The sequence below is a fragment of the Aquimarina spinulae genome, assembly GCF_943373825.1.
Taxonomy (GTDB): Bacteria; Bacteroidota; Bacteroidia; order Flavobacteriales; family Flavobacteriaceae; genus Aquimarina; species Aquimarina spinulae.
Map to the genome: position 1 here is coordinate 1209189 of NZ_CALSBP010000001.1, position 26530 is coordinate 1235718.

Here is a 26530-nt window from a genome sequence, read left to right on the forward strand (position 1 = left end):
TGCCAAAGAAAAATGATAAAGGGGGTAATAGGAAATGATAGTTCAGAAGGGATTCATATCATTAATAAAACAGCCAATCTGTTTACGATTACGAACAAAGAAGGAGTTTTCTTTATAGAAGCAACCATAGGAGATGTGTTTATTATTTCATCTGTTCAATACGATCTAAAGGTTATTGTGGTAAATAAAGATATGTATGACAATAAAGAATTTAATGTTACACTAAAAGAAAACCTTAATGAATTAGATGAAGTAATTGTAGGGGTGCAATTATCAGGTAATTTGAATACTGATATTAAGGATATAAAGACAGAAGAATTGCTTAGCCCTGAAGATGTTGGAATACCTGTTTATGACGGAATTCAGATGGAAGAAATTATACCAATGCATAAAGCAATTATGTTTTATGGAGTGGGGTTTCGGCTAGATATTGAAGCAACTTATAAAAACCTATCCGGGTATTACAAAACCTTAAAAACAACAAGAAAATTGGATAAAGAAAATAATAGTTTAGAGGCTATTCATGATTTTTATGGCAAACAATTTTTGTCCTCAGTATACAACCTTCCCGAAGAGAAAATATATGATTTTTTATTATTATGTATTCAAACTAGTGATATTCAATATGAATTTGGTAAAGAAAATCACAATGTAGTATTAAAAATATTCTTAGATAAACGAAAAGAGTTTGTAGTAAACAAACAATGAATATATTTCTGCGGATAGTTAAATTTTACTAGTAACAGAATAGATTTTAACTCTTTGTTTCTAATGGTAAGAAGTTTGGCATAATTTTTTAATGCATACCATTAAAAATTAATTACATTTAACGCTTTACAAATTTTAGATGATGAATAAAACCTTACTGCTTTTTCTTTTTGTAGTATCTGTTTCACTAAGTTCTTTTACAACTGCACATAAGTTTTATGTAAGTGTAACTCAGGTAGATTATAATGCAAAACAACAGTCGTTACAAATTGTATCCAGAGTTTTTGTTGATGATATAGAAGAACTTTTAAAAGAACGATATGATGAGTCTACTAATTTAGATAAAGATGAAGAAAGCCTGGGAGTAGATAAAAATTTAGCAACATATCTTGGTCAGAAACTACAATTTGTAGTGAATGGAGAAGAAGTTTCTTTTACATTTTTAGGAAAAGAATACGAAGACGATCTTATTATTTGTTATTTAGAAATAGAGAATATTACTTCTTTAAATACTATAGAAATCACAAATCAAGTTTTGATGGATCTTTTTGAAGAACAACAGAATATTGTTCACGTTAAAAAAGGAAATCAACGCAAAAGCCTTATACTTGAAAAAGAAAAAGGCTTGGGGATGTTAAAGTTTAGTGAATAAATCACTAAACTTTTAAAAAACAATTACTTTGCGAAATCATAACATTAAATTCAAAACCATTACAATGAAAAAGATACTTTTAGTCCTTTCGGTGACTTTCTTGATATCGGGTATTTCATATGCTCAAAATCAAGAAGAGGCTAAAAATGTTCGTGAATTAGGGCATACTAATCAGAACAAATTCAAACAAATGTATGACGAGTTTGCAACTCCCAACATGTACAGAACAGGTTCTGGAGCCCCGGGTCCGGCTTATTATCAGCAACAGGCTGATTATAAAATGGATATTGAACTTGATGACAAAAACAAAAAACTATCAGGAAAAGAAACCATTACTTATACTAACAATTCACCTGATGATTTAGAATTTCTTTGGGTGCAATTGGATCAGAATATGCGAGCTAAGGACTCTAAAACTCCATTAATTCAATCAAATGGAGTTGATCCGGCAACAACGCCAGGAGGTTTTTTAAATAAATATCTAGCAGAACCTTTTGACGGTGGATTTAATATTACCGCAGTAAAGGATAGTAATGGAAAACCACTTAAATATACAATCAATAGAACCATGATGCGTGTAGAGATGTCTAAAGATTTAGCATCTGGCGAGAAATTTGTATTCTCAATTGATTGGTGGTATAATATTAATGATCATGTAAATGGTAGAGGTAGATCTGGATATGAAGAGTTTGAGGATGGAAATAGAGCATATGTTATCGCTCAGTTTTACCCCCGTATGGCAGTGTATAACGATGTTGAAGGGTGGCAAAATCACCAGTTTTGGGGTAGAGGAGAGTTTGCATTACCATTTGGTAACTTCGAAGTAAATATTACTGTTCCTGCAGATCATATTTTAGACGGAACCGGAGTATTAGTAAATAGAAAAGAAGTATTTACAAAAGACATGATGAGCCGCTATGAAGCAGCAAAGAAATCATATAATGAGCCAGTTGTTATTGTAACCCAAAAGGAAGCTATAGCAAAAGAAAAAACATTTTCAGAAAAAAAGAAAACATGGAAACTAAAAGCCGAAAATGTACGTGACTTTGGTTTTGCTACTTCCAGAAGGTTTATTTGGGACATGATGGCTGTTAAAATAGGAGGAAAAGATATAATGGCGGTATCGATGTATCCAAAAGAAGGAAATCCTCTTTGGGAAGATTGGTCTACAAAAGTAGTAGCCAGTACATTAAAATCGTATAGTCGAATGACCTTCGATTACCCATATCACAAAGCCATCTCTGTACATGCAAAAAATCAAGGTATGGAATACCCTATGATTTGCTGGAATTACGGAAGACCAAAGCCTGATGGGAGCTATAGCGATCGTGTAAAATATGGAATGATGAGTGTAATTATCCACGAAGTAGGCCATAACTTTTTCCCAATGATTGTGAATAGTGATGAACGCCAATGGACCTGGATGGATGAAGGTCTTAATACTTTTGTGCAATATGTGGCAGAACAAGATTTTGGAGAATGGTATCCAAAAGCATTAGGGAATGATAAAAAATACCCATCTCGTCGTGGGCCAGCAAAAAAGATTGTACCGTATATGAGTGGAAATCAAAATTTCTTATCTCCAATTATGTCTCAATCTAATAATATTCACCAATTCGGACCTAATGCATACTCAAAACCAGCAACAGGCTTAAATATCCTAAGAGAAACCGTAATGGGAAGAGATCTTTTTGATTATTCATTTAGAACATATTCTCAACGATGGATGTTTAAACACCCAACACCAGAAGACTTTTTTAGAACTATGGAAGATGCTTCTGCTTTTGATTTAGATTGGTTTTGGAGAGGATGGTTCTATACCACAGATTATACCGATATTGGAGTAAAAGAAGTGAAGAAATTTGTAGTTTCTAAAGAACCAAATAAAAGAGTAAAAGAATATGCAGCATCTGTAGGTGCTAAAGTGGAAGACCTTGGACCACTTGTATATATGGTTAAAGAGGGAAGCGAAGAATATGAAACGATTAAAAAGAATGGAAATATTATTAGTGATGCTAAAACCTTAAAAGCATATCTAATGGATAATTTTTCTGTTAAAGATCGTGAAAAACTTAAACAACCTAAGTTTTTCTATGAGATTACCTTTGAAAAACCAGGTGGACTTGTAATGCCACTAATCGTAGAATATACCTATGAAGATGGCACAACAGAGACAATAACATACCCTGCAGAAATATGGAGAAAAAATGATGTTGAGGTAAAAAGAGCAGTAGCTTCTGAGAAAGCAATTTCTAAGATAGTAGTTGATCCTAAACAAGAGACGGCAGATATCGACACCTCTAATAATAGTTGGCCTCAAAGAAAGAAGCTAGGGAAATTTGAACAATTTAAAAACAAAGTAAAAGGGCAGTAATCTGTTGTTTTACAAAAGATAAATAAAAGCCGTCCCGGAAGTCTTTTCGGGATGGCTTTTTTACACAATATTGATTATATTTGCATTGTTATGACAACTCTACCTTTATTTATTAGCGGAACCGAAATTGCCTTTATTGTTTTTATATTGGTTATGGTTTTTGGAGCAGATAAGATTCCTGAGATTGCACGAGGATTGGGTAAAGGAATGCGTATCGTTAAAGATGCAACCAATGATATCAAAACCGAAATTACCAAAAGTGCAGAAAAACATGGTATTGATACCGATATTCCTACTTCTATTACATCTGATATAAAAAAGGAGATCGACCAGGTCAAAGATGACATTGATAAAGTTACTGGTCCAATAAAACGCAAATTCTAAATTGCAATATCCTTTCATAAACTTGTTTTTTTGTTTATTTCTCCTTGTAAATTCTGATTAATATTCAAAAAAATGAATATTTTTTTGAAACATTTTCATTTTTAATAACAAAAGATTAAATACCCCGTAAACACTGACTTTTTACAAGGCTTTAGTAACTTTTTTTAGTCTTATGCAAGCATAATATTGATCTTTTTTCTGATTATATGATAATTTAATTGCTAAATATTTAAATATAATTTAATACATTAGCTGAGAAATCATTAAAATGATAATTATTTGTAATTTTTGCAAAATTGTCATTTATCAACTTTTTACACACAAACTCTTAAAACTTATTCTAAAAATGAAAAAGATTACTCTTCTAACTTTAGGACTAATTCTTGTGTTTTCTTGCTCTAAAGAAAACCCTAATGAAATTGTAGAACCAAATTCAGGAATTTCTGAATCTCAAAAATTACTTTCTGTATCACAAGTTAATAGGTATATCGAAGGTGAATTAAAACAAAATGGTGATGTAAACTGGATGAAAGCACCTTCTACCGTATTATGGAGTGCTGTAGTACACGGTGGAGAAGTGTTAAGTGTTGGTTTTGGAGAAAAAGGAGAAAGTTTCTCTATCCAAAGATCATCAAGACTAAATGATGCTAGAGAAAATGTATATAATATTATACAGTCTAAAGAAGGAGCAAGTAAGTCTAATTCTGTAATATCTGCCGATGAAATACTTAATGTAACCGATGTGAAAGTTACTAGTTTAGAAACCATAAAAGCTTTACAAAAGGCACATCAAATTCGTTACTTAGACCCAATTGGTTATGGTTTTTATCTACAAGAAGATAATTCAAACCAACAGAAATCTGCGGGATGTAGTAAAAGTGGACAATCTATAAATAGCGGGGATTATAGAGTAATTTCACCTAATGCACGATTACCTTGGAATTTTGACATTCATAAAGTACCACAGGCTTGGAATTATAGTACTGGGGCAGGTATAACTGTTGGTTTGATTGATACCGGAATTTCTGCAAGTCAGAATTTACTTGGTAGTGGATTTAATGATGGGGCTTCTAATGGAAGGTTTGTACAACGATTTGGTACTTTTATCGACTCTCCGTGGTGGTGGTCTAATAACTTAGATGGCCCAAATGATAAGTGTGGGCATGGTACTTCTATGGCATCAGCAATTGCATCACCTCGTAATGACGATTTTATGCCAGTTGGAGTAGCGTATAACTGTAATTTGGTTGCCTATAGAGGAACAGAAGATGTTGTACTAAATGATTATCATGAGCGTAAAGGAGTAAGTAATGCTTTAAAAGCATTAGGAAATAGGGGAGATGTTAAGATTATTTCTATGTCTGTTGGGTATCCCTGGTCTATTGGTAATGTAAAAGATGCTGTAAGGTATGCTTATGGCAAGGGTAAAATGATTGTTGCTGCAGGTGGAACATCTACCACCTTTACAAATTGGTACGGAGTTATTTTTCCCGCAAGTATGTCTGAAACTGTTGCAGTTACGGGAATAAAAGATAATGGATATAATCGTTGTAACATCTGTCATGATGGTAGTAAAATTGATTTTACTATTGTGATGGAGAGAGCAGGAAACTCTAATAGAAATGTACCTGTATTAGGATTTAATACAGGAATACAAACTTATGTAGGAGGATCTTCTGTAGCAACGGCTACCACAGCAGGAATTGCTGCTTTGGTATGGGCACGTAATCCTAATATGACCAGAGCTCAAGTGCTTGATAAGTTAAAAAGAGCAGGAGAGTTTTACCCTAATCGTAATAGTAAATTTGGATATGGTAATATTGATGCCTTAAAAGCGGTTCAATAAAACAGATGAAATATAAAACATAAGGCTGTGGTATTTAGATGCCATAGCCTTGTGTTTTTGTAAAAGTTATAGTACTCTACTAATCGTTAACCCATCTCTAATGGGTAATAATACAGTTTCTATTCGTTTATCTTCGATCAAAAGCGTATTGTATTCCAAAAGAGCTTTGGTAGAAATATCCTCTTCTTCAACTTTTTCGATTACTTTACCATTCCATAATACATTGTCTGATAAAATTACACCGCCAGAATTCATTTTATTAATAACCAATTCAAAATAAGTAGGATAGTTAGGTTTGTCGGCATCTATAAACACCAGGTCAAATTTGATATCCAAATTTGGGATAATTTTGGTAGCATCACCAATATGTTGATGAATTTGTTTTCCATAATCAGAAAGGTCAAAATATTTTCTTTGAAAATCTTCTAACTCCTCATTAATGTCAATGGTGTGTAATTCTCCATCTTTTTGAATTCCTTCAGCCAGACATAAAGCAGAATACCCTGTATATGTTCCTATTTCTAATATGTTTTTTGGGTGAATAAGCTTGGATAACATACTAAGAACACGTCCTTGATATGGGCCACTAAGCATTCTGGGTTGTAATATTTTTTGATACGTTTCACGATTTAGTTGTTGTAATAATTGGGGTTCTTTTTGAGTATGATCTACTACGTAAGTATCCAGTTCTTCGGGAATAAAATGCATATGATTCGCTTTCTTGCAAATCTAGAAAATTAAGATGAGATCTCTTGTTAAATTGAAAAAGCTAGTATTTATTTGATTACTTAAATACTAGCCATACACGAAATTGATTTAGTATATATTGAAAACCAAATCTAAGGGATAATACTAATGCATAATATACATACAAGCTCCATCTACGCAAAACCCATTCTGATGCCCATTTCCTGATTGACATGCTGAATCACTGTTGCATTCGGAAGAACCATGTTCATCTCCACCAAGAATTGATGATTGTGCATTTTTGTTTAATTTTTTAATCCCTTCAAAAGCTTTTCATTATCAAACTATTGTATTTATACAATGAATGTCCTGGATAGCCTAAATGTTACATTAGAATTTATTTTTTACATGATTTTGAAATGATTTTATAAAATACAAAAGGCAAAACAATTTGTATGTTTTAACAAATTGTTTTGCCTTTTGTATATAGTATTACTAATTAGCTTAGAAGCAAACGCAACGACCACCACTTAACATACCTCCACTACAGTGAGGATCTGATCCACATTGTCCTGGTCCATCACCACAACATTCGATATCACCGCGACCTCCACAATCAGATGCTGGTTTTGGTTTACCTCCATGAATAGTTTTTTGAGTTTCTTTTGCTAATTGTTTTGCTCCTGCTAATTTTAAAAGTTCTTTTTTCATGTGAAAAGGTTTTAAGATTTTTTCCTTAAGCTATTATAGACATTCAAGGTTTATGTCTTTACTACATGAAAATAACGATGTTTTTCTAAAATTAGTATGTTGTGTAGGGTGTAACAATCAGATTTACAGTGTTTAATGTTTGTTTTTATGTTTTGTTATTACAAAACATAAATGATGTATTTTTTGAATAACTTTACTTTAAAATTTTATCTATTAAATCCTGTTTCGCTTTTTCATTATCTCCAAATAACCAGCGTAAAACATTATCTTCCCAGATGTCGTCATATTCTTCTGTAGTTATAATATTACGATCCAGTGCTAAATCCAGAATTTTCCCTGGATAGGATGATTGAGGTGCACTTTCCATTTCTCCCAATGGGTAAGGGTCATCTAGTCCCATAATTACTTGATTACTGCCTTGTCGGTCTACAGTTAGTTTTAATGAATCTGTGTCATGTACTAGGGTGTCAAAATAAATGTTAGGATGTCCCACAGCTTTTCGAGGATGTTGTTTCCCCTCAAACAAGTCTGGTCTTCCGTCAAATCCTTGAATACGTCTTCCTAAATTCATTTGTGCTAATTGTCCTCCATGCGCGAAGCAAGTTCTTATATTGGGATAGCGACTTTGCATTCCGTTAAGAGTATAAAAATGATAAGCGTCACCACATTGTGCAAGCATCCAGACCAAATGAAAACGCCAGGAAACATTTTCTAATTTAATCATTTTATCACCATCATAAGGGTGAACTTCTATAGCTAATTTATATTTGTCTGCTAGTTCAAAAATCGGATCATTTTCTTCATCAAAAATACATCGCCACTGCCCGATAGAATCCATAAAGTGAGTAGGTAAGCATAGTACATGCATTCCTAATTCTTCTACACAACGCTCCATTTCCCATAGTGCTCCGTTAATGAATCCGGGGTGTATAACAAAACCACAAGAGAACTTATCTGGGTGATCTTGTTGTACGTGGGCATTAAAATCATTTTGAAATCGTAATGCATGTTTCATTTCTTCTAGACGTAAACCGTTACCATATAATTGAGAAAGGTTTAATACTACTGCATGATCAATTTTGTTATGCTCCATCCACTCTAATTTTTCATCTAAGAAAAAACTAGAATGAGTAACCGGGCGTTTCCACCCTTTTTGTAACATGTACTTACGCTCATCATCTACCCAAAAAATCTCTTTGTCTTTCATAAACTGAGGAATCTCTTCTGGGTATGGCAGTAAATGTGAATGACCGTTTATGCGAAGTTTTCTTTTCATTATAGATGTTATCCCTGTTGTTTGTACAGGAATCTTTTTAATTAGGTTATTATTTTTTCTTTTTTGGGGCATCCATTACACTTCCACAATTCGAACAAGTGCATTTTGTCTTATCACTATAATATGTATCAAAAATTATAGGCATATCAGTTTCTATATTATCCAATGCAAATTTTTCTCTATATAGTTGGGTATTACAGTTTTCGCAATACCACTCCAGAGCATCCAGCATTTTTTCTTCTCGAGGATATTCAATTACCAGACCTACGGTGTTTGCTCCTCGTTGTGGAGAATGAGGGACTTTGGGTGGTAATAGATAAATGTCACCTTCTTTGATATGAACATCTTTGGGTTCACCATTATCTATTATTTTTAAAACCATATCTCCTTCTACCTGATAGAAAAACTCTGGTGTTTCATTATAATGATAGTCCTTTCTGTTATTAGGTCCCCCAACAACCATTACAATAAAATCTCCGTCTTTCCATACACATTTATTACCAACAGGAGGTTTTAGTAAATGGCGATGTTCGTCTATCCAGGCTTTAAAATTTAATGGTGAAACTAGATTGCTCATATGCTTGTTTTAATTTAGATGTGTTGTTTATTCTATAGCATAAATACTATCATTATAATCTACACTATTGATTAGTATTTTGTATTAAATTTAATTATTTTGATTGTTATTTTGTAATAACAAATAGTTAACTATAAAGACTTTGTTCTTCCTCCATCAACAGGAAGATTTATTCCGTTGATATAGGATGCAGCTTCGGATGCCAAAAATGCTACAGCATAAGCTATTTCCTGCGGTTTGGCAAATCGTTTTGCCGGCACCTCATTTTTCATAGTATCAGAAGCTTCTTCTATTGATTTCCCTAGTTTTGTTGCTTTATTATTAATGATTTCATTTAGTCGTTCTGTTGCCGTGGCACCGGGCAACACATTATTTACGGTAATTCCAAATGCACCAAGTTCATTAGCTAATGTTTTTGACCAGTTTGCTACTGCGCCACGAATGGTATTAGAAACACCTAGTCCATTTAATGGTTGTTTTACAGAAGTTGAAATAATGTTGATTATTCTTCCGTACCCTTCTTTCTTCATTCCCGGTACTACAGTTTGCGCCAAGATATGATTGCATTTCAAGTGTTGTGTAAAGGCACGTTCGAATTCTTCTAGAGAGGCATTAAATACTGGCCCCCCGGCAGGCCCTCCTGTGTTATTTACTAAAATATGAAAAGCTCGCCCTGTAGCAGAAATTTTTTGCTGTAGGCTTTCTGGATTCTGAAAATCTGCAACGATATAAGTATGTGATTGCCCTTGATCTGTTGTTAATTCTGTTAGAACGTGTTGAAGTTTTTCTTCATTCCTGGCAACTAAGGTAACATTAGCTCCTAATTCGGCCAATTGTTTAGCAGATGCTTTTCCTATACCTTGAGTACTCCCACAAACTAATGCATTTTTATGAGTTAGACCTAGATTCATTATGGATATTTTTAAAATTTATATTATTCTTTAATATTGTATACAAACATTTTTAGGTTCAGTAAAAAATCTCAGCGCTTCAAATCCACCTTCTCTACCTACACCAGAATCTTTTGTACCTCCAAATGGGGTACGTAAATCACGCATCATCCAGGTGTTTACCCAAACAATACCAGCTTGTATGTGCTTTGCTAAATACATACTTCTATTTAAATTATTTGTCCAAATTGTGCACGATAATCCGTAGCGAACATTATTTGCCATGGCTAGAGCTTCATCATCATTATCAAATGGCATAATCGTAACAACGGGTCCAAAAATTTCTTCTTGTGCCAATCTGCAATCTGTAGTATTAATTTCGATAATGGTTGGTTGTAAATAATACCCTTTTTCATATCCATTTACCGTTACATAATTACCACCGCAGAGAATAGTACCACCTTCTTCTTCTGCTATATCGATATATGATTTCACTTTTTCCAAATGTGATTTTGAAACTAGTGCGCCTAAGTTAGTTTCGGGATCAAGAGGAGCACCAACTTTTAATGCTTTGGTTTTTGCAATAAAATCAGTTTTGAATTTATCATAAATCGTTCTTTCTATAAATATTCGGGAGCCGCAAAGGCATATTTGTCCTTGATTTGCAAATGATGATCTTAGCGTTGTATTAAGCATTTTATCATAGTCACAATCTGCAAAAATGAGATTAGGGTTTTTACCTCCCAACTCCAGAGATAATTTTTTAAACATAGGAGCAGCAGTTTTGGCAATATGTGCTCCTGTTGCCGTTCCTCCTGTAAAAGAAATAGCTTTAATGTTTGGGTGTTCTATAATGGCTTGCCCGGTAGTATTTCCTAATCCATGAACAATGTTTAAAACACCTTTTGGTAAACCTGCTTTAGTGCAGATATCGCCAAGTAAATAAGCTGTCATTGGTGTAATTTCACTAGGTTTGGCTACTACAGTATTACCAGCTGCTAATGCCGGAGCAATTTTCCATGTAAATAAATAGAGTGGTAGATTCCACGGAGAAATACAACTCACTACACCGATAGATTGTCTTAGGGTAAAGTTAATAGCATTTAAACCTGTGCTTTCATGCGCTTCGCTTGCAAACTGTGTAATTGCATTAGCAAAAAATTGAAAGTTAGAAGATGCTCTTGGGATATCTACACTGGTAGATAGGCTTAAAGGTTTGCCATTATCAATAGCTTCTGCTTGGGCAAGTTGATCCAGATTTTCTATTATCAATGATGCTATCTTAGCTAAGATTTCGCTACGTTGTTGTAATGGGGTTTCTGACCAGGTAGGAAATGCTTGAGCTGCAGCGTCATAAGCGATCTGTACATCTGCTACCGAAGAATTAGGAATTAAACTATATATAGCACCAGTAGATGGGTTGTAATTATCAATCCACTGATCTTGAACAGGAGCTTTGAACTCCCCGTTAATATAGTTTTTAATTTTTTTCATGCGTTCTCAATTTTTTTAATTAACTGAAAATGTATTTTAGTTGCTCGGCAGTTTGTTTTAAATCTCCCGTATAAGTTTGAATTTCATTTTCATTAAATCTAGCCGAGGGACCAGAAGTACTTATTGCGGCAATAAACTTTCCTTTTATACTAAAAACAGGAACAGCAACACATACTAGTCCTATTTCATTTTCTTCCAGATCCAAAGCAAAACCATTGTTTTTAATATTCTCAACTTCGGTGATTAATTTTTGTTTATCGGTTATTGTGTTTTTAGTGACTGACTCTAAATCAAGATTTTTAATAATTTTTTTGTAATCGTGTTCTACAAATGCAAGCATAATCTTTCCTAATCCAGTACAATGAAGAGGTTTTTCTGTGCCAATTTGTGAGTTGATTTGTAAATCATGCCTTCCTACAACTTTGTCTAAGAAATATACTTTCTGATTTTTGTAAATAGCTAAATGAGCGGTCTCACCAGCACGTTTTACCAATTCTTCCATAAAAGGTCTTGCCTTGGATATGAAATTTTGATTAATGCTTACTTTTTGCCCTAATTCGAATAATTTAAGCCCCAATCTATACTTGCCGTTTTCTGTGTTTTGTTGAATTACATTAAGGGCTTCCATAGTTGCTAACATCCTGTATACCGCACTTTTATTGGTGTGCATTAGTTTTGCAATTTCGGTAACACCTAATTCTATTGTATCTGTCGAAAAGCAGTCTAGAATATTGAATGCTTTTTCAACCGAAGTGTTTAGAATTTTTTTTTCTATGGCATTACTCATGATTATCTTGATTTTTTAGAGATTACAAACTATTTAGTTTTGTTTTTTATAGGCAACTACCTTTATTTCTATCAATAAATGAGGGTGAGGTAATTGATGCACGGCTATAGTAGTCCTTGTTGGGCCGTCATAATCAAAATATTGAGCATAAACCTCATTATACCCTCCAAAATCGTTCATATTGACTAAAAAAGAAGTGACATCAACAATATCTTTTAGGGTTGCATCTTCTTCTTTTAAAATATCATTAATGTTTTCTAAAACAGCTTTTGTTTGTGCTTTGATATCTAAATTTGTCGTACCAAATTCATCTACTTCTACTCCTTCGAATGAATTATCTGGCCTTCTGGAACTTGTGCCAGAAACAAATATAAAATCTCCAACACGTTTTACATGTGGAAACTTACCTCTTGGAGTGGCTTTACCTTGTATTAGTTTTCCTTTGTTCATGGTTAATAGTATTGAAATATTAATGTTGCGTATAGTGCATCTATAATTTTCGTTTTTTGTTTAGAAAAACTTACGTTTTCCGGTTCTTGTTTTAAGTATCATACTTATTTTAATCCTGCAATTTTATCTTCTTCAAGTATTTCACTAGTTTCTTGTTGTACTTGATCAAATATGCTTTTTAAATCTTTTGAAGTGTTAATTTCATGATCTGCAATTAGATTTAGTAAAGCTTTGTCTTGTGCTCTCCCTATTTTCATGGCTTTGGCATACCCAATATTTTCATCAAAAGTGACCATAGAATATTTTGAGAAATAGATGTCGGGAAATGTTTTTTCTAAATCCATTTCTAATTTTCTTTTTTCTTTAAACAAGGGATTAGCTACATGATCTCGCATCTCGAAGTAATTATCGATTGCTAAATCTGCAATAGCATCTGTATCTTCTTTTCGTGCTTTTTGATATGCTTTAAAAGTAGCACTCCAATCTCCCTGATGTTGTTCTAAAATTTCATCAAAAACCACAACATCTTCAAAAGAAGCGTTCATTCCCTGACCATAAAATGGTACAATTGCATGGGCAGCATCCCCAATTAATAGTGTTTTCCCTTTGTAGCACCACGGAGAGCATTTTACAGTGCCTAATGCTCCTGTTGGGTTGTTAAAAAACTCGTGGTCAATATCTGGAATTAAATCAAGAGCATCAGGGAATTGTGTTTTAAAGAATTCGGTAACTTTTTCAATATTGGTTAGATTATTGAAATTGTATTCACCTTCATCATAAGATAAAAATAGGGTTACCGTAAAACTGCCATCTAAATTTGGTAAAGCTATAAGCATATATTCACCACGGGGCCAGATATGCAAATGATCCTTACTTATTTGATGGTTTCCTATCTTGCCTGCGGGAATTTCTAATTCTTTATAACCATGTGTTAGATAATTCTGAGAGTAACTGAACAGGAATTTTTTTTCGAGATAATAACTCTTTCTAAGAGCAGAACCTGCACCGTCTGCTCCAAAGATAATATCTGCATGTACTTCAGACTTTTCTTTGGTCGTATAACATTTAAATTTTGCAACTGTATTTTCGATGTCGACACCAGTGCATTTTTTGTTAAAATGTATAGTTACATTCTCGTATTTTTCTGCTTCAGTTAGCAGTAACCCGTTTAAACCTCCTCTAGAAATAGAATTGATGTATTTTCCTTTTCTTCCAGAATAGTTAGAGGCAAATGTATTTCCTTCAATATCGTGAATTAATCTACCATACATCGGGATGCAAAACGGAGTTACTTTATCTTCAATACCAACCATTTTCATGGCTTTTAAACCTCGATCAGATAATGCGAGATTGATAGAACGCCCTGCAGAGATATCGGTAGTTCTTAAATCAGGCCTGCTTTCATATACAGTTACCCTGTATCCTCTTTGTGCCATTCTTAATGCTAAGAGAGAGCCGCATAGACCTGCACCAATGATGAGTATATTTTCTTCTTTTTGCGTCATACCAATGTTTTTAATATTTCGGTCATTCGATATACATCTTCAAAACTATTGTATAGCGGTGTGGGAGCACAACGAATAACATCGGGTTCTCGCCAATCTGTAATAATATGATGATCAGTAAGTTGTTGATGTAAACTTTTATCTGCATTTTTAACCTGAATAGATAATTGGCATCCTCTTTCCTCTGGATTAGTGGGAGTAATGATTCTGATTCTATGGGTATCTATCTCGTTAATTAAGAATTCGAAATAAGCTGTTAGTGCTTTGGACTTTTCTCTTAAAGCATCCATTCCTACCTCATTAAAAATATCTAGAGAAGCTTTAATCGCTGCCATAGATAGAATAGGAGGGTTGCTTAATTGATATCCTTCTGCGCCAGGCATAACATCAAATTCCTGACGCATGTTAAAACGAGTGTTTTTATTGTGACTCCACCAACCGGAAAAACGTTTTAGATCTTTATTATATGCATGTTTTTCATGAACAAATAAACCTCCAAGGCTTCCAGGACCAGAATTTAAATATTTATAGGTGCACCATGCAGCAAAATCAACTCCAGAATCATGTAATTCTGGTTGGATATTGCCAACACCATGTGCCAGATCAATACCAACCATACAGTTTTTGGCATGTCCTAGATTGGCAATTTTCTTGAGATCCAAATATTGACCGGTATAATAATTAACGCCTCCAATTAATAATAAAGCAATTTCGTCGCCTTGTTGATCAAGAATAGTTTCTAAGTCCTCTAGTCTCAATAATTCTTCACCAAGGCGTGGTTTCCATTCTACTAATCCTTCTTTGGGATCAAAACCATGAAATCGTAATTGAGACTCTACTGCATATCGATCGGAAGGAAATGCATCACTCTCTATTACAATTTTATATTTAGTTTTATTAGGTTGATAAAAAGATACCATTAACAAATGTAAATTGGTAGTTAACGTATTCATGATAACTACTTCTAGAGGTTTTGCACCGACCACTTTTGCCATAGTATCTGTTAAAAACTCATGATATGGCATCCAGGGGTTTTTGGCCTCAAAATGGCCTTCTACACCATAATTAGCCCAATCCTCAAGTTCTTGCTCAATGTACTTTTTTGTAGTTTTTGGTTGTAACCCCAAAGAGTTACCGCACATGTATATCCAATCGTTTCCGTTATCGTCTTTTGGAATATGAAACTGATCTCTGTATTGTGCTATTTTATCTTTTTGATCAAGCTCTTTTGCGTATACTAAACTAGCTTTTGATGCTATGGTCATTTTGAGTGTTTTAATAATTGAAACAGTGTTTCACTAATTTACAAAAATAAAATGATACTAAAAGCAATAAATTTAATTTTGATATGTATAAGATCAAATTAGAAGAAATACTATGTATTCTTCAATTAGAATTAAACTCTGTAAAAGAAATATTAAAATAAGGTATGCGAAGTATTACAAAAGACTTCGAAGAGGCGTGATGATTACTTACGGTTTTTAGTCGGCAATTACTTCAATTTCTGTGAAATAAAGTTTTCGATTTCCTTCATGCAGCTTATGAGTTTTAGCAATTTTAATACCATTAAAATTCTGATAATTTTCCCAGGTCGTGATCATAGAAGGTTCTGGTTGGTTATTTTTTCGAAATACCCATTCTTTGATGCTAAAATCTCCTTCAAAATAAAAATCATAAGCATCCCCAGGGGTATATCCTCCTTTGTTATACACTATGGTTAATTTTTGCATTTCGATATTACTTATAGGAGCGATGGCTTTTACTTCATGTTTTGAAGTAAAACTTGCTGCATCCCAAACAAGATTGAAAGGAGCTAATAACCAGTATTTATCATTAATAAATCTTTGATCTGCTTTAGCAGAAGTGCTGTCTAATTGAGTTCTGTTATAGGTTATGGTGTCCTGCTCAGAGGTTAAGGTCACTATATCATTTTTGGGTTTCCAACTCCAGGATCTATGATAATGACTACTGTCTCGATCAACATTAAAGGTGAATTTAATTTCTTTTACCTTATCCCAATGCTGTAAACCATTGGCATTAGCAATTGCTTCTGCCGTTGTTGGTATTTTCTTTTTATTCTTATTTACCACAGGCTCTGGGTCTCTAACTTCTATATCCTCTTCGTATGTATTTTCTTTTTTAGTGTTGTTGTTACATGCGACACATAATAAAATAGATGATAATACTATTAAGGCTTTTTTCATTGTGGGTTATTTTTGGCTAAAATATAAAAAGAAAAACCTTGCTAATCGAGATTAACAAGGTTTTAGGTTTTAAAAAGATAGAGAAAATTACTCTACAACCAAAGTGTATTGAGGGGTTTTGTTTAAAGGACAAAAATATTTGTAAGTTCCTTTTTGTAATGCAACTGTTTGAGAACTTTCAGTTTTTCCTTCGGCTACTACTTTAGTTACATATGCTGTTTTGATATGATTTTCGGCATTAGAAGCATCCTTTCCTTCTGGAACTAGTACAAAACCAACATCTGTTCCTGCTTGGTTGTTGGTAATATTGAATACATAGCTTCCTTCTGATAGTTTTATTTCTTTTTGAGTGAATTCCCCTTTAGTCTGCTCTAAAGAAACATTTTTTACTTTTTGTGCTTGTGCACTAAAGGTGATTGCTAAAATAAATGAGAATACTGTAATTAACTTTTTCATGATTTTGATACTTGAATTTAAATTGTTTTGAAATTATTTTTTTAAACCCCACAGAGATACCGATCGAGTTTGATATCGATCTGTGAGGTTCAATCGGGGGTAATTAGACTTCGGTAGTTTCTAGTGGTTGTGCAACTGGAAAATCTACAGGAACCTGGGTTGTGCTATGTATATAATTAGAAATTGTTTTATCTCCTACTAATACGATAGTATCTATTAAGTTTCCTTTAGAATATCCAGCATTTAAAAAATTATTTACAACACCCTGATTAGCTCTACCTCTATTTTCTGTAATATTTTTGGCTAATCCAGCTAATGCATTCAGTTTAGTGTCGAAAGAAGCACGACCAGCTCTAAGTTCTAAAATTTGCTCATCGGTAAATCCGTTCATTTTTCCTATAGCTGTATGGGCAGATAAACAATAAATACAATCATTTACCTGGCTTACGGCTAAATTCACTACTTCTTTTTCTTTAGCAGAGAGTGATGTTTTTGCATTTGAAAAGTTTAGGTAATTTTCTAGTGCTGTATCACTATGGGCATAAGTGGCATATAGATTTGGTACGAATCCTAGTGCTTTATTTAGATTATCAAATATTGCTTGATTACCAGCATTTACTTCTTCTCTTGTTGGTACATTAAATGTGCTCATAATATAATTGTTTTAAGTTATTTTATTGAAATTGAAACCTTTTTGGGTTTCTGTTGTTTTGTTTTAAATTACTGAGGCAAAGATCGTGTTGAAATAAGCGGGATAGAATAGTGGTTTTTCCCGATTGCTTGTCAAATTTTCCCGATCTATTTTAATACTTATCTTTTCGCGAAAGATTTTTTGGTATCACAATAAAAATCATGAATAGCTTTTTGCTCACAATGTGTTTTTGGATGAATAGCAGCGGCTATTTTTTTTCTTCCTTGGCTAAAAATTTCAATTAAATTGAAAATTGATTTATGTTGTACTGTCATTTTTATAGTGTTTTAAATTAACAATGCAAAGATGCGCCATAGAAGAAGGGAAAGAAATGGTAGTTTTTCCCTGAGACTTGTCGATTTTTCCCGGACATAAAAAAACACCTCTATTATAAAGAGGTGTTGGGTACTTTTTTTTGAATACTATAGATTAGTATCTAATCACTTTAGAGTTAAAAAAACTTGACTTCTTTTCTTCTCATCCAAAGAATAACAGCACTTAATACAAAAGTCACTACAGCCGTAATGAAGAGAATTCCGCCATCATTATTAATTTCAATGCCTAGTTTGGTTAAATGCATCATGATGGCTCCTCCTATAATACCAAGGGTTAACATTGCGCCAATCCACGCTGTTTTGGGTATTAATAATAAAACTCCGGCGATTAGTTCGGTTATCCCTGTTCCTATTCGTCCATAAGGTTCTAATCCGACTTTTGTGAATATGTACACACTATCTGGATGAGCAGTAAATTTAAATCTTAGTGTTTGAATTAAGATCAATGCTACGACGATTCGTAACAAGAGGGGTAGAATCTTTTTCATGTTAGGTTGTTATTTGTTAGCTTCATAGTGTGGTAAACACGTTACAAAACACCGGGTAAAGCGTCGATTTTCCCATTAAAAGTATTCTTTCTTGAGATAATATACAATTCTTCTAGATTATTATCTTTTCTAAATTGATGAATTAACTCTGGTAACTTCTCATTAAGAAAAGCTTTAAAAGACTTAGGATCATTGCTTTGATTGGCTCCTCTACGTATAGTTTTTAAGTAAGTTGAAGTTAGAATTTGCAGGTTGCTTCTCTCTGAAAGAAACAATAAATGATCGTTGTTTTGGTTTGCTTTTTGAATTTGATTCTTGAAACTAATTTCGTTTGTAGCAATAAGATCATTATTAAAATTGCTAAAGCTATTTGTATACACAACTTCTTCTGCATTTTTATTGAGGTATACAGTCTCTAATTGGTCTTCATATATTATTTGAGCATTACTTATCGAGAGAGAGAGAAATAAAATGCTAAATATTGCTGTTTTGATTGCGCGAATTGAACTTTTCATATCTAATATACTTTATCCGAAAACACTTCGGTAAGTTGTTTTATTTTTAGGATACAAAGTTGGGGCAAAAACGAATACTAATATATGGATTTTTTTCCCATATTCTTGTCAATATTTCCCTTCGGATTCTGGTTTTAATTGTTTTTTAAACTCTGAAGGAGAAAGAGATGTATGTCTTTTAAACATTCTGCTAAGATGAGATGCATCTTCAAAACCGATTTCATATGCAATCTCTTTAGCAGATTTATCAGTATAGATAAGTAGGCGTTTGGCTTCTAAGATTATTCGATCATGAATAATTTGCAGAGGACTTTTCTCAAATTTCGCGAAATTATTTGATAACGTTTTAGGGGATTTAAATAGTTGTTGAGCATAAAAACCAACTGCATGTTCTTTTCTAAAATGGGTATCAACCAGGATGTTGAAATTTCTGATCAAATCTACCTGATCTCCAAGATTATTATAATTGCTTTGTTGTTTGATAAGACGTGTAGTCGTTATTATAAATCTTGCCATTAGCATGCGTAACATTTCTGCCTGTATTGTATCTACTGTATCTAATTCATCCAGAAAAACCTTATGTAATTGATCTAATTTATTTTGTTCTTTTACATTTAATTCTACAATAGAGATAGTGGTGTTACCATAAAAAAGTACTCCGACACAGCTTACTTCTTTATCATGATCTTTGATACAATAAAAATCCCTGTTAAACTGATATACTAAGATATCTGATCCATCAATAAATTTAAAATATTGATTAGGAGTTAACACTATAATTTTATTTTTTTTGACTGTTGTAGAAATTCCATCAATCTCTATACTAATATCAGTACCTCTAACCCAGATAAAAGTATATAATCCTACAAGTTTTGATGTTGCATAGGACTGTAATAATTCTTCGTTGGCAATTTTTAATACAGCACCGGTCGAAAATTCTTTAAATTCTTTTATCATATAGGATAGGTCGTTGTTTATATGATTGTATTACAAATTAATGTAAAAGATTTAAGCTCGTGGTTTTTACCTTATTGGTAAGCTTTTTAGAGTATTGGAAATTTGTAGAATGTGTTTTTCTCGAAACAGAGAAACAATATGGGAGTTATCGATATTCGTATAAAGAAGATCGACTATAATGAATTATGGTAGCTAGAGGTTCAAACTAATAATAATCTAACGATTAATCCAATTGCACCTCGTTGTCCAATCATATTTCTAAGTTCTTGTAAGCTCGATGAGGTTATTTCTATTTTAGTAGCAAGTGCATTACTCGTACCTCCATCTATAAATGTTTGTAATGAAGAGGTTGTAACCCCAAGTTTATTTGCTATGCCAGATCTTACATTTCCTTCAGTAAGATCTCTAAGTGTGTTTAATGTTACACCACTTTTTCTAGCTATTCTATTTAAACTCATATTTGTGTCTTTTAAAATTAAGTCATTCATAGTTAGTTATAGTAAGTATAAGCAATTATTGATCGGTAAACTGACGTATAATGAGAAGTGTATTTTGTGCTATTTTTTCTCTATTACTAATTTAGTACAGATTTTTTTAGAATTCTTACGGGAAACCTCAACCTATCAAAAAAAAACAGAAAAAATCTTATTTTTTGAATTGAATTATGGATGTAAACAACTTTTGAATTGTACAAAATCTCTTATTTATGCGAGGTGTGCTTATTTTGTAAATAAAAATCAGGTTAGAGGATTATATATATAAATTATACTATTTTTTATTCGAAAGATTAAAGTGTAGTATAGAGTTGTCAAATAATTGCGCAACATCTATTGCATTCGTTTTTTGATTATATTCTATGTCAGCCATCCCATTGCTATTCGTTACAATTTCGATAAATTCTTTACTGTCATATTTTAAAAGGACACTTTTTTTCCAATCAATAGACCAACTAGTAAGATAAATTGATCCACTTTTATCCATTGTAACCCCATCTAAATGTGGGTAATTGGTTTTGACAACTAATGTGGTTTTTTTGCTTTCTAAATCTATTTCGTATACTGCACTTTTGTCTATCGTATTACAGACTAATAGCCTATTTTTTTTAATATCAAAATAAAGTCCGTTCGGAGTATTAATAGTATTATCTAGAATTTCATAAGATTTATTGTTGATCGATACTTTAAAGATTGTGTTTCCTTCACGATCCGAAATGTATAAATTTCCTGTATCATCAAACTCGATATCATTAAGTTGTTTAGTGTTTGGTATTCGTAATGAAAATACTAACTCAGCTGTCGATATGTCAAATCCTCTAATAAAATCATCTCCAGATTTATTGTCTTCTGCGCTATAAATAACTCCGTTGTGTAGTTTTACACCAAGAAACGAAGTGTATCCCGATACAAAAGATGTTTTTGCACCTGTTTTATCTATTTTAAGGATTTCTCCATTACCAATATTTGAAACGTAGTAAGAATCTGTTGCCTCATCAAATGTTATACTTTCTGGACTATTAAAAGATTGCGATTTTCCTGAAAATGAAATACATACAAAAAAAACAAAAAATGTAGTAGAGAAATTATTCATAGTAATAGGTTGAAAACTGATTTTTCAAAGTTACGGTTTTGTATTTGTTTAATATATCCCATTGTTTTTTTTATCATATACCTTAATAGAATTGACTTTATTATATTTATGAAAAATAAGTATACTTGGTTAATTTAATCTCATAATGTCTAAAGAACTACACAATTATTTTGAAACCAATAAACAGACCTGGAATAAAAAAGTTGATATTCATGCCAGAAGTGATTTTTATGATATAGAAGCTTTTAAAAAGGGAAAAACTTCATTGAAACAATATGAACTAGAAGCGCTAGGAGATGTGTCTGGTAAGTCATTATTACATCTTCAGTGTCACTTTGGACAGGATACTTTAAGCTGGAGTAGGTTAGGAGCAAAATGTACTGGTGTTGATCTATCAGAAAAAGGAATCGAATTGGCCAAAAGCTTAAATACAGAATTGGATCTGGACGCAAAGTTTGTATGTTGTAATGTGTTGGATACTTCAGAATATATTAATGATAAGTTTGATATTGTTTTTACCAGTTATGGAGTCATCGGATGGTTACCTGATCTAAAACCCTGGGGCAAAATGATAGCTCAGCGACTAAAACCTGGCGGTGTTTTTTATATAGTTGAGTTTCATCCTATAGTATGGATGTTTGATTATTTAGAAGAGAAGCCTATAATGAAATATGGATATCATCAAAAAGATGTCATCTATGAAGAATATCAAGGAACATATGCTAATCCAGAATCTAATATGATTAGTAAAGAGTACGGGTGGAATCATGGATTAGGAGAAGTGGTGTCATCTCTTACAGAAGCTGGATTAACTATAGAATACTTAAATGAATATGACGGATCGCCTTATGAGGTTTTCCCTGGTTTAATTAAGGATGAAAACAAGATGTTTGCTACAAAAGAGAAATTATATCCACTAATCTTCGCGATCAAAGCCCAACTATAGATTTAATTGCTTTTTATGAAAAACACTTCACTATGTTAGTTATGAATAAAATTATTTTTATTATTCTTTTTCCCAGTGTAATAATTGCCCAACAGAAACTTGAGATTAATCTTGTATATGGTATTTATATCAATGATCACGCTGAGCGAAAATTTGATACTAAAGAACGTGTTTGGAACTTGAAAGGAAAATTTCTAGAGTATTGGATAGATGCACACGATAAACAATACACAAATAGTATTGACCTTACAGAAAAGGAGATTAAAAAAATCTCAAATTTTCTTTCAAAAAATAAACTGACCCAGACAATTGATAAGGAGTTAAAGGACAAATATTTAAATAAATATGGGTATAGTGAAAGAATTAAAGGAACTATTAACCTAAATGGTGAAGAGGCTCAAATAAATATAAAAACTAATAGCCAAAAGTTGATAAAAGAAGATATTGATGGTAAGCGATTTTATGCATTAGAACAACTTTTTTATCAAATTGTTGAAAATCATTCTGACTAATTAAGATGTATTTACCCGATAATTCGTTTTAACCATTTCAATTTTTTTGCACTATACGGAGCATATTTTAAATTAAGCTCTATCCAAAATGGTTTTTGAAGAATACTCTTGAAGTGGGAAAAAGTATCAAATCCATATTTTCCATGATAATTTCCGATGCCACTATCACCAACACCTCCAAAAGGAAGAGATTGTTCTGCAAAATGCATTACAGCATCATTTACAGCGCCACCTCCAAAGGATATTTCGTTTAGAATTTTGTTTTTTACCGCTTTGTTTTTGGTAAAAACATAGCAAGAGAGAGGTTTGGATAGTGTTTTGATTTTTGTGATAGCTTCTTCGATAGAATCAAATGAAAGCACTGGTAAAATAGGGCCAAAGATTTCTTCTTGCATTACTTTATCAGAAAAAGAAATATCTTTTAGAATTGTTGGTGGTATTACTCGCTCTTCTGGATCACCCGGGCCACCTACATATATTTTATCAGGATCTATTAAGCTATTAAGTCGATCAAAATTCTTATCATTAATGATCTGCGTATAATTATGGTGAGTTACTTTGTAATTAGCTTTATTAATGTGATTTCGCATCGCTGCCAAAAATTGATCGTATATAGAGGATTCGACCAAGACATAATCCGGGGCAATACAAGTTTGTCCGGCATTAAGAAATTTGGCCCAAACCAATCTTTTGGCTGCCATATTGATATGTATATCTTTAGTAACAATTGCAGGACTTTTACCTCCTAATTCCAGGGTAACCGGAGTAAGGTGTTTTGCGGCTGCCTGGTAGATTATTTTTCCTACCGATACACTTCCTGTAAAAAATATTTTATCGAATTTAACTTTTAAAAGATCAGACGTTTCTTGTACCCCGCCTTCGATAACTTTAAAAAAAGCAGGATCAAAATTTTGATTGATAAGCGAAGCGATTGCCTTAGAGGTATGAGATGGGATCTCACTTGGTTTAAGAATAACAGTACACCCAGCGGCAATTGCTGCTATTGCCGGGCAAAGTGATAATTGATATGGGTAATTCCATGCTCCGATTACAAGAATACTCCCATATGGTTCTGGGATAATGTAGCTTCTCCCAGGAAGATTTGCTAATCCTGTAGAAGCTTTTCTTTTTCGAGCCCATTTTTTAATTTTTACTAAAGCAAGATCAATTTCGTGATAGATTATGGATAACTCGGTAACATAAGTTTCGAATTCAGACTTTTTAAAATCTGTATAGATAGACATATAAAGTAGCTTCTCATTTTTTTGTAAAACATTTTTTAGCTTCTTTAGTTCTCTAATTCTAAAAGAGATGTCTTTTGTCGTATTTGTATTAAAAAATAGACGTTGTTGATCTATGACACCTTGGTAATCCATAATGATAAATATTCTTGAGAATCTTAAAAATAAGGATTTTTATTAAGCTTTTTACTTTTTAAGCTTAAGTTCTCGTTGCATCTGTTTTACAGTCAAAGTACTACCGTCATGACTCCACCCTGGAGGGCCAAAAATATACATGAATTTATGATACCAGTTTTTTGATTTTTTGGTGTCATTCCATATGTCCTTGTATTCATGAGTGAGGATCACCCATGGATTATATGAATTAGGAGCATGTGTAACACCATATTTTATTTCTATATCTTCGTCTAGTTCTTTCCAGGTTCCAAATATTTTATCAAAAATATTAAGAAATCCTCCATGATTTTTATCCATGTACTCTATGTTTTTGGCATGATGTACCTGATGCATGGTATGTGTATTGAATATTTTTTCAATTATTCCCATTTTAGGAATATATACCGAGTGAAGTTGAAATTGCCATAGGGCTTCAATACCCAGGCAAACTATTACCATCCCAGGAGGGAATCCTATTGCGGGTAACCACATATAAAACAATGGTTTGTAAAGAAGAGTAAACCATCCATTTCTTACTGCAGTACCCAAGTTAAAATTATCCGAAGAATGATGTACAATATGTGCAGCCCATAAAGCTCTTACCATATGATTTTGTCTATGAAACCAATAATAGGTATAGTCATCTGCGAGTTGACATAAAAGCCAAACATACCATGCAAATCCAAAGGATTTCCAACCCATAATATTAGTTCGTACCCCATCGATTTCTGGGTTAAAAAGTTCGTATACAAAATGAAAGAGTACAATAGAAAAAATAGTTTTGATCAATGGCCCTAAGATTGCAGATCCCACACCCATAGTTAAGCTAGCAGTTAAATCTTTCCAGTTATATAAGTCCTTGTGATTGTGAGTTTTACTGTAGGTGAGCTCTAATAAAATTAGTGCCAAAAAAAGAGGCACTCCATAGGTCAAGGGTTTAATAAATTCCATTTTTCTTTTTCTGTTTTATTCCATAGTGGCGGAATATAGGGAGAATTTTTAGGATATCATCCACAAAATTGAAGTATTCGATTACGAACCCTATTTTAGTATTAGTTTGTATAAAAGAAACGGTTTGAAAAATAAATGAACATATTAGTCAATCTATTTTTCAAACCGCTTATTTTAGGTTGTTTTATGATTTAATGAAGCTCTCTAAGTAGCTCAAAGGCTGCCAAGACATTTTTCATAGATTTCTTTTCTGCCTTACTTACAATTCTTGAGTCAACGTTTTCTTTACCGAAAAATGTTATTTTAACTTTTTTTCCTGAAGCAATTGCTTTTATCATAGGCATCTCAAGTTGTTTTACAACACGATCAATCCATTCTCTTTTACCTCCAGATTCTTCTTTCGAATTAAACTCTCCAGGGGTGTCTTCTTCTACATCATAAATTTTACCATCCACATCTATTTCGATTCTTTGAACAAATAACCAATCTTTTTTAGTGAAATAGTTTATAGAAAATCCTAACCATGGTTTACGATTATCTTTTTTGCCAATATAAATCTGAAAATAGCTTTTAGTATTTACCTGGATAGAAGATTTGTCTGAATACCAGGTCACTTCATTAACAGCATCATACTTCTTCCGCATTTTAGCAATCGCTTTTTGATACTCTTTAGAATTATTTTTTTCTGTTAACTCATCTTTATTTAGTGCTTTTTCAGCTTGAAGAATCTCTTTCTTAACCTTTTTCAGTAAGCTTTTTCCTTTCTTGGTTTCGCTAGAGTTAGGGTATTTATCAACCAGAGTTTCGAGTCGTTCTTTACTTCTGGTATAGTCTAAGGCATCATGATACTCCTGCGCTTGCTCAAGTATTTGACTAGGAGTTAGCTGGCATTCTGCGATTTCTTTTTTTAATTTATCATTTTCTTCCTTTAATTTATCAAAGTCAGCCTGAGGAATACCACAGCTAACTAGAATCAAAGTCATTAAAATATTAAAAAGTATAATTCTTCTCATTACTAAACTTTTTGAGATTATGGTTATTAATTGTTTAAAACAAAATTATTATTAGGTTAAATGTGTTAAAAAACAGTAAAAAATTTGCTTATAGCCCTAATATAGTAAAAATCCTTTAAAATACGTAATTTAAGCTT

The 26530-nt window shown here is 32.7% G+C and carries 29 protein-coding genes; 7 read left to right on the top strand and 22 right to left on the bottom strand.

Annotation, left to right across the window (positions count from 1 at the left end; genetic code table 11):
* Window positions 1–12 precede the first annotated feature (12 nt).
* The 5 genes from NNH57_RS05240 (at window position 13) to NNH57_RS05260 (ending at window position 5964) form a co-directional block, all read left to right on the top strand.
* The gene (locus tag NNH57_RS05240; RefSeq protein WP_074408346.1) at window positions 13–708 is read left to right on the top strand and encodes a hypothetical protein; all 696 of its coding nucleotides are present in this window, start codon (window positions 13–15) and stop codon (window positions 706–708) included.
* A 139-nt stretch (window positions 709–847) separates the two neighbouring features.
* Entirely contained in the window at window positions 848–1360 is a 513-nt protein-coding gene (locus tag NNH57_RS05245; protein WP_243721279.1) for a DUF6702 family protein, read from the top strand.
* A 64-nt stretch (window positions 1361–1424) separates the two neighbouring features.
* Window positions 1425–3734, top strand: coding sequence for a M1 family metallopeptidase (locus NNH57_RS05250; RefSeq protein ID WP_074408344.1), 2310 nt, complete (start codon window positions 1425–1427; stop codon window positions 3732–3734).
* A 90-nt stretch (window positions 3735–3824) separates the two neighbouring features.
* Complete coding sequence (locus NNH57_RS05255) at window positions 3825–4118, top strand: Sec-independent protein translocase subunit TatA/TatB (protein WP_024768994.1); 294 nt, start codon at window positions 3825–3827, stop codon at window positions 4116–4118.
* Between the two features lie 346 nt (window positions 4119–4464).
* A complete protein-coding gene (locus NNH57_RS05260) occupies window positions 4465–5964 on the top strand; it encodes a S8 family peptidase (RefSeq protein ID WP_074408343.1) in 1500 nt (499 codons plus the stop codon).
* A 66-nt stretch (window positions 5965–6030) separates the two neighbouring features.
* Here NNH57_RS05260 and NNH57_RS05265 read toward each other — a convergent pair whose 3' ends face one another.
* From NNH57_RS05265 to NNH57_RS05355, 19 genes are all read right to left on the bottom strand, one after another.
* Window positions 6031–6672: an O-methyltransferase gene (locus NNH57_RS05265; RefSeq protein WP_074408342.1), complete on the bottom strand. Its 642-nt coding sequence runs from the start codon at window positions 6670–6672 to the stop codon at window positions 6031–6033.
* A gap of 483 nt (window positions 6673–7155) precedes the next feature.
* Window positions 7156–7362, bottom strand: a complete 207-nt coding sequence (locus tag NNH57_RS05270; RefSeq protein ID WP_074408341.1) for a hypothetical protein — start codon at window positions 7360–7362, stop codon at window positions 7156–7158.
* 193 nt (window positions 7363–7555) lie between these two features.
* Window positions 7556–8638, bottom strand: coding sequence for an amidohydrolase family protein (locus NNH57_RS05275; protein WP_082994928.1), 1083 nt, complete (start codon window positions 8636–8638; stop codon window positions 7556–7558).
* Between the two features lie 49 nt (window positions 8639–8687).
* On the bottom strand, window positions 8688–9215 hold the full coding sequence (locus NNH57_RS05280; protein ID WP_074408340.1) for a 3-hydroxyanthranilate 3,4-dioxygenase: 528 nt from the start codon (window positions 9213–9215) through the stop codon (window positions 8688–8690).
* A gap of 131 nt (window positions 9216–9346) precedes the next feature.
* Complete coding sequence (locus NNH57_RS05285; RefSeq protein WP_074408339.1) at window positions 9347–10126, bottom strand: SDR family oxidoreductase; 780 nt, start codon at window positions 10124–10126, stop codon at window positions 9347–9349.
* Window positions 10127–10156: 30 nt separating this feature from the next.
* On the bottom strand, window positions 10157–11599 hold the full coding sequence (locus NNH57_RS05290) for an aldehyde dehydrogenase (protein ID WP_108808396.1): 1443 nt from the start codon (window positions 11597–11599) through the stop codon (window positions 10157–10159).
* Between the two features lie 19 nt (window positions 11600–11618).
* Window positions 11619–12386 (bottom strand): IclR family transcriptional regulator, encoded by a 768-nt coding sequence (locus NNH57_RS05295; RefSeq protein ID WP_074408337.1) that lies wholly within the window; start codon window positions 12384–12386, stop codon window positions 11619–11621.
* Between the two features lie 33 nt (window positions 12387–12419).
* On the bottom strand, window positions 12420–12836 hold the full coding sequence (locus NNH57_RS05300; RefSeq protein WP_108808397.1) for a RidA family protein: 417 nt from the start codon (window positions 12834–12836) through the stop codon (window positions 12420–12422).
* Between the two features lie 104 nt (window positions 12837–12940).
* A complete protein-coding gene (locus NNH57_RS05305) occupies window positions 12941–14341 on the bottom strand; it encodes an FAD-dependent oxidoreductase (RefSeq protein WP_074408335.1) in 1401 nt (466 codons plus the stop codon).
* Window positions 14338–15606: a kynureninase gene (gene kynU / locus NNH57_RS05310; RefSeq protein WP_108808398.1), complete on the bottom strand. Its 1269-nt coding sequence runs from the start codon at window positions 15604–15606 to the stop codon at window positions 14338–14340. The genes NNH57_RS05305 and kynU overlap by 4 nt, the downstream gene beginning before the upstream one ends.
* A gap of 216 nt (window positions 15607–15822) precedes the next feature.
* Window positions 15823–16545: a hypothetical protein gene (locus NNH57_RS05315; RefSeq protein WP_108808399.1), complete on the bottom strand. Its 723-nt coding sequence runs from the start codon at window positions 16543–16545 to the stop codon at window positions 15823–15825.
* 87 nt (window positions 16546–16632) lie between these two features.
* Window positions 16633–17001 carry a cupredoxin domain-containing protein gene (locus NNH57_RS05320; RefSeq protein WP_074408332.1) on the bottom strand — a complete coding sequence of 123 codons (369 nt, stop codon included), beginning with the start codon at window positions 16999–17001 and terminating at the stop codon, window positions 16633–16635.
* A 103-nt stretch (window positions 17002–17104) separates the two neighbouring features.
* Window positions 17105–17653 (bottom strand): carboxymuconolactone decarboxylase family protein, encoded by a 549-nt coding sequence (locus NNH57_RS05325; RefSeq protein ID WP_074408331.1) that lies wholly within the window; start codon window positions 17651–17653, stop codon window positions 17105–17107.
* Between the two features lie 158 nt (window positions 17654–17811).
* Window positions 17812–17967, bottom strand: a complete 156-nt coding sequence (locus tag NNH57_RS05330; protein ID WP_159099264.1) for a hypothetical protein — start codon at window positions 17965–17967, stop codon at window positions 17812–17814.
* A 176-nt stretch (window positions 17968–18143) separates the two neighbouring features.
* Window positions 18144–18515 carry a DoxX family membrane protein gene (locus NNH57_RS05335; RefSeq protein ID WP_025666564.1) on the bottom strand — a complete coding sequence of 124 codons (372 nt, stop codon included), beginning with the start codon at window positions 18513–18515 and terminating at the stop codon, window positions 18144–18146.
* Between the two features lie 41 nt (window positions 18516–18556).
* A complete protein-coding gene (locus tag NNH57_RS05340) occupies window positions 18557–19030 on the bottom strand; it encodes a hypothetical protein (protein ID WP_074408330.1) in 474 nt (157 codons plus the stop codon).
* Between the two features lie 108 nt (window positions 19031–19138).
* A complete protein-coding gene (locus tag NNH57_RS05345; protein WP_074408329.1) occupies window positions 19139–19987 on the bottom strand; it encodes a helix-turn-helix domain-containing protein in 849 nt (282 codons plus the stop codon).
* Window positions 19988–20187: 200 nt separating this feature from the next.
* Window positions 20188–20445: a hypothetical protein gene (locus NNH57_RS05350; protein WP_108808400.1), complete on the bottom strand. Its 258-nt coding sequence runs from the start codon at window positions 20443–20445 to the stop codon at window positions 20188–20190.
* A gap of 310 nt (window positions 20446–20755) precedes the next feature.
* Window positions 20756–21574, bottom strand: a complete 819-nt coding sequence (locus NNH57_RS05355) for an SMP-30/gluconolactonase/LRE family protein (protein WP_074408327.1) — start codon at window positions 21572–21574, stop codon at window positions 20756–20758.
* 145 nt (window positions 21575–21719) lie between these two features.
* On the opposite strand from NNH57_RS05355, the gene NNH57_RS05360 reads away from it, so the two are divergent.
* Together NNH57_RS05360 and NNH57_RS05365 are read left to right on the top strand one after the other, a co-directional pair.
* A complete protein-coding gene (locus NNH57_RS05360; RefSeq protein WP_074408326.1) occupies window positions 21720–22520 on the top strand; it encodes a class I SAM-dependent methyltransferase in 801 nt (266 codons plus the stop codon).
* Between the two features lie 41 nt (window positions 22521–22561).
* Window positions 22562–23032, top strand: a complete 471-nt coding sequence (locus NNH57_RS05365; RefSeq protein WP_132066103.1) for a hypothetical protein — start codon at window positions 22562–22564, stop codon at window positions 23030–23032.
* 11 nt (window positions 23033–23043) lie between these two features.
* On the opposite strand, the gene NNH57_RS05370 is transcribed toward NNH57_RS05365, so the two are convergent.
* The 3 genes from NNH57_RS05370 to NNH57_RS05380 all read right to left on the bottom strand — a co-directional run bounded on the left by NNH57_RS05370 (window position 23044) and on the right by NNH57_RS05380 (window position 26393).
* A complete protein-coding gene (locus tag NNH57_RS05370; protein WP_074408324.1) occupies window positions 23044–24408 on the bottom strand; it encodes an aldehyde dehydrogenase in 1365 nt (454 codons plus the stop codon).
* A 51-nt stretch (window positions 24409–24459) separates the two neighbouring features.
* The gene (locus NNH57_RS05375; protein WP_074408323.1) at window positions 24460–25380 is read right to left on the bottom strand and encodes a sterol desaturase family protein; all 921 of its coding nucleotides are present in this window, start codon (window positions 25378–25380) and stop codon (window positions 24460–24462) included.
* Window positions 25381–25571: 191 nt separating this feature from the next.
* Complete coding sequence (locus NNH57_RS05380) at window positions 25572–26393, bottom strand: outer membrane protein assembly factor BamD (RefSeq protein WP_132066105.1); 822 nt, start codon at window positions 26391–26393, stop codon at window positions 25572–25574.
* Between the last annotated feature and the right edge of the window lie 137 nt (window positions 26394–26530).